Origin of the sequence: Piscirickettsia litoralis (assembly GCF_001720395.1) — a bacterium.
Classification (GTDB): Bacteria; Pseudomonadota; Gammaproteobacteria; order Piscirickettsiales; family Piscirickettsiaceae; genus Piscirickettsia; species Piscirickettsia litoralis.
The window spans coordinates 1256962-1262673 of sequence record NZ_MDTU01000001.1; the positions used below are offsets into that span (position 1 = coordinate 1256962).

Here is a 5712-nt window from a genome sequence, read left to right on the forward strand (position 1 = left end):
GTGCTTTTCCCTACAGTAGAATATCTAACTCTCTGGACTAAACTGTCAATAACCTATCAAGTAGGAAAGTCTCAAATATAGCCCAAACTCCATCAATAGGCACATATTTACAGTGATAAAAATTATAATTTTTATTAAAGATAATTTTTATATAAACAACTCTTTCAATGAAAGTATATCCCCCTATTTTTTCACCTTCACCATTGAATTTAAATATAAGAATTTTTACATCAATCACACTTAGATGTAAGCAGATACTACCTAACCCTTAGCAAGGCAATAGTTTAATGAGTTTAACTCTCAGAGAGTCTATTTATTTAGATTGGCCTTGACTCTAGCACTTAGAAGGTATATTGTCGCTAACTTTATATAATCTAAACCTCATAAACATCAGGTCGCCATACAATGATATTAACAAAATAACTCAGATAGCAAACTTATTTTACTTCTATGTTCCGAGGAATTTATGTACGATACAAACGATTTAGTTCATATTGCTTTAGTGATTAGCCATTTATCAAGATCTTACATCCCTTCATCATCTAACTTAAAACTGATTGAAGAAGACACAGAAAAGACAAAGGATCTAGAGTTTTTAAAATCAACTAACAATGTTAGGACAAATGTAATAGAGCAAAAACCAACAGATTCGATTTTCGTTGGATATGGTACCTGTGGGTATCTTTCTTTTGTTATGAGATATATTGCTCGCCAAATAAACATTAATGGAATATATAAGCCAGGCTATAATATATACCTAACAAACCTGGGATTAAATGGACATGTGTATTGCCTTCTGCATACCTCTAAAAACCTTTATGAGCAGCAATGTAAGCTAAAAGGAATGGAAAAGCTAAAGCTTGGTCGCTTTTACCACCTTGCCACACGTGCTGATCTAAAAAATGCAATTATAGTAGACCCTTGGATTTATAAAGTTACACCCCTTACTAATTGGAAAAACCATATTGCCCATGCAGGAAAAATTTAGTGAAGAGGTTGCTAATATGTATAAGGAATCCCGAGGTGAAACCGGGGTTGGATCTAATAATTCAATGATTGCGAATCTAAAGGGAACACCAAACACTGTAATGATAACAAACTCTGTTACACACCAAGGGAAAAGTGATTATATTGACCTAAAAGTTCAAGAAGCATATGATAAAATTCGAAAGTCAAGCTCGATATCACTGTCAAAAACTATATATGGAAGGCACAATAACCATATGGTAGGGATAAACAGAGAAAATGCAGCTAAGATCAGGCGTGATTTCTATAAAAATGTAAAACATGTTATGAAAAAATTTAGAATTATTAACAGGGCTAGTAGAGAAACTAATGATTCAATGTCGTCACTTAAGTTGTAATTGGAACTGGATAAATAATGGAAAGTTTTACTGTTACAAAGAACTACTAATTCATTTAGATTTACTAAATGACGAAAAAGTAAATTTTTGGCCAGGGCTGATTCAAGCACTAGAAGATGAAATAAAAAATATCATAAAGTTAACCTTTCTAATAGCAATTAGTAATCGTTATCATCGTGCTCCATCAATATCTAAATGTAATCAAATTAGAAAAACAAATACAGGAGGAGAACTCCTTGAATTACTCAAGAAAGAATCTCTCAAATATAAGACCTTACTAAATCTTTGGGAAATTACAATAACCCCCAATACGGAATACCATGACTTTATTAAAACTTTATTGGCTAGGTTTAATCTAGAAGATGGTTATATGCTTAAGCTTGACAGCATCAAGGAGTATAAAAATTTGACTAATAAAATTAAAGTGCTTTTATCTTCATCAGTGTTAAGAATTTCTTTTAAAGAGAGAACTTTTCAGCAAAAAAGGTCACTATTTAAGGAGATATGACTTTATTGAATAAGCAACCAGACCTTACTTCAAAATCATATTTCCTTTATTGGCTTAGAAAGGTTCTAACTAGAGACGACTACCAGTTTAGAGGCTTTTAAAAAGGTAAATCCACCTGCCTGATGATTGCCTTTTTCATTTTACTATTCGTCTAGGCTTGATACTTTATATCCACATTAGATATTTTTGTAAACCTCTAAATCCTACCAAGGATGGCAATAATAGCCTTATTAGCAATAAGTTATACTCACTACTTTTTACTAAATATTACTGATACAAATCAAGAATAATATCTGTCAGTTGAAGCCTTTTATCCATGTAAAATCCAATAATAACAGATACCACAAATAGTAACATTGCGAAGAGAGCGCTAACAACCATGACCATCACTCCATAATGACTAGCTTATAATTAACATTAACACAAGGCCAACCTAAAACAATATAGATAATAATTACTTTTCTATATGGAAAAATAATGATTACAAACAAAAGCTTACCTCTTAAACCAAACAATTGACTATTCAGTTTGGGAGGTTCAACCTATATTTAATTCCAATGTAACTGATACTGATTTTTTAATTAAAAAAGTAATAAAGTGAAGAAGTACTCCCTATACTTTACTGATCACTCACCTTGGGTAAATAAATAACATATTGAAAATTTTATAATTACTGAGCTTAGGAGGATATATACAAACTCCACAATAAATAAGCAATTCCTACGAGCCTAAACTACCATCACCGTATAGATAAAAATACAAATAGCAAACCCCTTACAAGCAACCTACTTATAATATAATTTGTTATCAACATGCAAGTTGCTGAACCCTGATATAAACTATAACCAGCCACCCTATATAGGTTTTTATGCTTTTTGTAAGTAGCAACCTAGCATAATGCTAGCTATAATCTCTGCCATCTAGATTTCATATGCAAAATCTATTTTTCATCAAACTAATTAGCACTCGAAAACGGAGATGATTACTAAATAATATGTTGAACAATTATCTTTATTTACATCAGTATCACTAGCACAATGCTGCTGATAATCTATTTTCATTTAACACAGCAAATAAGACTTACACATAATAAGAGTCAAATATAGTCAACTTGAGATTAAACCTACAGAGAAGTTAACATAATGCTAATAAAGATCTATCCAACAATACTTTCAATTCTTAGCTTGGGGCTGATGATAACAGCTCATGGTGCTAACTCAGTTGATTTTAGCGGCGAATATGTATGTGTTGGTTATGTTGCAGGACACTTCACCGATGATCGCTATTGTGACTCTATTAAGATTACCTCTTCTAATCCAAGCAACCACGGAAACTCAAAGCGCTATGATATCCAATGGCAATACAATGAGAATAAAGCAGGAAAAAATACAAGCAATCAAAAGGGTCATGGTGTTGGTATTGCCCAAGGTAATACAATTTCAATTACTTACAAAGAAAAAGATGGTAAGTATATTGATACAGGCACTCTCGTTTTTAATGCTGAAAAAAATAAATAATAAAATCTTCTTAAATGGCTCATGGACGCTATTGAACCCTGCAATAGATCAAGAGTATTTTGGAAGAAAATTAAATATGATGAGTTGTGTTAGTAGTTAGATTATTACTCTATATGAAAAAAGAAGAGCTCCTTGCTATAGGCGCAGCGCTTACCAAAACGGTTAGAAAGTACATAAAGTACTCTGAAAATCTATTCTCCTTATATAGAGGGCATACAAATAGTTCTTTATATAGGTCTAGACGGGACATGTTTCAACAGACGATGAAATATAGGCCCTACACCATAGATCACGCCTATCAAGGCTTTAAGATAGGTATAGGCTATTGTGATGGCCTATGCGTTGCAGCCGCAGTTTTAGCATCAAGGTTAGATCTAAATTTAACTGAAAAATGCTATATTTCCATTTTTGCAGTAAGTGAAGGCCTTACAGAAAATCATGCGTTTTGCATTATTCATCAAGACCCTCTCTTACATACGTATAAAGATAATTACCTTGTAAGTGATGATATTCATAAATTAGGCTTGAAAGCCAGGCTTAAAAATGGGGTTATCTGCGACCCATGGATATATAAATCTTCATACTTATCAGATATCGATAGTCATCTGGGTCATGCCAAGCTCTATAATGTAACAGGATACTATGAAGGGGAAATAATATCTAAATCATTTTCATTTAAAATTCCCTCTAATAGTAAAAAGCCATATAAAAAAATAGATGATTTTGAGAGTACTATGCAAGAAATAAAAAGTGAGTTTTTTTATACACTATAAAAATGAGCTTGAAAAAATTGGATTAAGAAAGTCACTTCTTGGCAAAGGAAGGGAATTAAAAGATGTTAGAGAAAGCCTATCTATCAATGTAAAAAAGCATGAAATATTAACAAGTGTAATTAAGTTTATTAAACTGCTATCAGAGATAGCATCACATTGGTATATATCCGATGAAAAAAATATAAAAATGATTAGTTATAATAAAATCATAGCACACTTAAGTGATATAAGAGTTAAATATGAATATCTGGGCGATAAGCATATAGAAGAAATTATAATGCTATCTCTCAAAATATCCCTATTAATTAGAGGCAAGAAAAAGCCAGAAAAATTAGAAATTGGCAATATAGGCAAAACCAGCACTGCAAGGGGATTTTTTAAGATAATCAAAGAAAATAAATTTTCATTCGAAAAATTAACAGAAAGCATAAGCTTAGATAAATATAGAAAACCTAACACTGAAGATGAAAAGTACAAATTACTTATAGATTCGTTGACAGGGCCTAAAGGGCTAGAAGACATATCTTGCCTCTATGATGAGAAATATAATACGATGGTATATAGCCAAGTTCAGGTATTGATTGATAGTTATGGGTAATATCAAAAAAAATCGGTTATCACGTAGATACTAAGTATAAAGTATATTGAAATATAATTCATCAATTAATTTAATGTAATTCCAAACAATTATGAAAAACACATACAACCTAAAATACTCACCCTGTTACACTTTGCAACCTCATTTTTACTAACGAGGATAAAATAAGGTAAGATTTAATGTCGATTGATTTTGAAGAGTTCATCCTTAACTCTGAATGTATTCTTAAAGAAAACAAGATAAACATCCCTATGGATATTTCTACTGGCTACAAAACCATAGTCATTCCAAGACTAAACTTCTATAAGGGGATTGACAGTTATTATCATGACTTTCGCCTACAAGCTGAGACTAAAAATAAAAGCGGCGCATTTATCTCTTTTGATAATATTACCTATACTCCTATGAGAGAAAAAGATAACAGATATACACAACTAGAAAGAATAAATTTCAAAAATGATAGTATTTGGTGTACACCAACACTTTCTGGTTGCACTGTATTATTTGTAGAATGGTTTGATCGAACATGTAGCATGGTACATTTGCGGCCCCAAAGAGGAAAAATTCCTTCTGAGTTTACTCAAAGTGCTATACGCAAAATTAGCAATGGATAAATTGTATTCTAAACATAAAGACTTTACAAATTTGCAGAAAGAAGACCAATTGCTATTTGAATGTGCAAAAATATGCTATAATTCATCTAAAAATATATTTGATCAGCCTTATAGATAATTTTTTATTACAGTCGGGTTATCAAGAAAGTGCTAACAGGCAATTAACCAATATATTTGTTACCAGATTTGATGGGAATTTAAGTGTTCTTAAACAGACATATAAGCATGGAGAGGAATGTTTCTTTTCTTCAGCAAAAACTCAATTACTATTTATTTTCCTCATTAACACCATATTATGGGAACTCCAAATACTTTAATAAGGAAATATATGTGTCGTG

At 31.5% G+C, this 5712-nt stretch carries 7 protein-coding genes; all 7 read left to right on the forward strand.

Features of this window, described 5'->3' with window-relative positions; translation table 11 throughout:
- Positions 1-466 precede the first annotated feature (466 nt).
- The 7 genes from BGC07_RS06040 (at position 467) to BGC07_RS06070 (ending at position 5374) form a co-directional block, all read left to right on the forward strand.
- Complete coding sequence (locus tag BGC07_RS06040) at positions 467-988, forward strand: hypothetical protein (RefSeq protein ID WP_069312371.1); 522 nt, start codon at positions 467-469, stop codon at positions 986-988.
- On the forward strand, positions 966-1364 hold the full coding sequence (locus BGC07_RS06045) for a hypothetical protein (RefSeq protein WP_139121638.1): 399 nt from the start codon (positions 966-968) through the stop codon (positions 1362-1364). The genes BGC07_RS06040 and BGC07_RS06045 overlap by 23 nt, the downstream gene beginning before the upstream one ends.
- Complete coding sequence (locus BGC07_RS06050; RefSeq protein ID WP_069312373.1) at positions 1336-1872, forward strand: hypothetical protein; 537 nt, start codon at positions 1336-1338, stop codon at positions 1870-1872. Before BGC07_RS06045 ends, BGC07_RS06050 begins: the two co-directional genes overlap by 29 nt.
- A 1142-nt stretch (positions 1873-3014) precedes the next feature.
- Positions 3015-3389 carry a hypothetical protein gene (locus BGC07_RS06055; protein ID WP_139121639.1) on the forward strand — a complete coding sequence of 125 codons (375 nt, stop codon included), beginning with the start codon at positions 3015-3017 and terminating at the stop codon, positions 3387-3389.
- 113 nt (positions 3390-3502) lie between these two features.
- Positions 3503-4162, forward strand: a complete 660-nt coding sequence (locus BGC07_RS06060; RefSeq protein WP_069312375.1) for a hypothetical protein — start codon at positions 3503-3505, stop codon at positions 4160-4162.
- Positions 4140-4760 carry a hypothetical protein gene (locus tag BGC07_RS06065; RefSeq protein WP_069312376.1) on the forward strand — a complete coding sequence of 207 codons (621 nt, stop codon included), beginning with the start codon at positions 4140-4142 and terminating at the stop codon, positions 4758-4760. Before BGC07_RS06060 ends, BGC07_RS06065 begins: the two co-directional genes overlap by 23 nt.
- A 179-nt stretch (positions 4761-4939) precedes the next feature.
- Positions 4940-5374, forward strand: coding sequence for a hypothetical protein (locus BGC07_RS06070; protein WP_069312377.1), 435 nt, complete (start codon positions 4940-4942; stop codon positions 5372-5374).
- Positions 5375-5712: the final 338 nt, after the last annotated feature.

Excerpts from the sequence above, each read along its gene's own strand:
- BGC07_RS06040 (WP_069312371.1), top strand. The coding sequence starts at position 467 with ATGTACGATACAAACGATTTAGTTCATATTGCTTTAGTGATTAGCCAT.
- BGC07_RS06050 (WP_069312373.1), top strand. The coding sequence starts at position 1,336 with ATGATTCAATGTCGTCACTTAAGTTGTAATTGGAACTGGATAAATAAT.
- BGC07_RS06055 (WP_139121639.1), top strand. The coding sequence starts at position 3,015 with ATGCTAATAAAGATCTATCCAACAATACTTTCAATTCTTAGCTTGGGG.
- BGC07_RS06060 (WP_069312375.1), top strand. The coding sequence starts at position 3,503 with ATGAAAAAAGAAGAGCTCCTTGCTATAGGCGCAGCGCTTACCAAAACG.
- BGC07_RS06070 (WP_069312377.1), top strand. The coding sequence starts at position 4,940 with ATGTCGATTGATTTTGAAGAGTTCATCCTTAACTCTGAATGTATTCTT.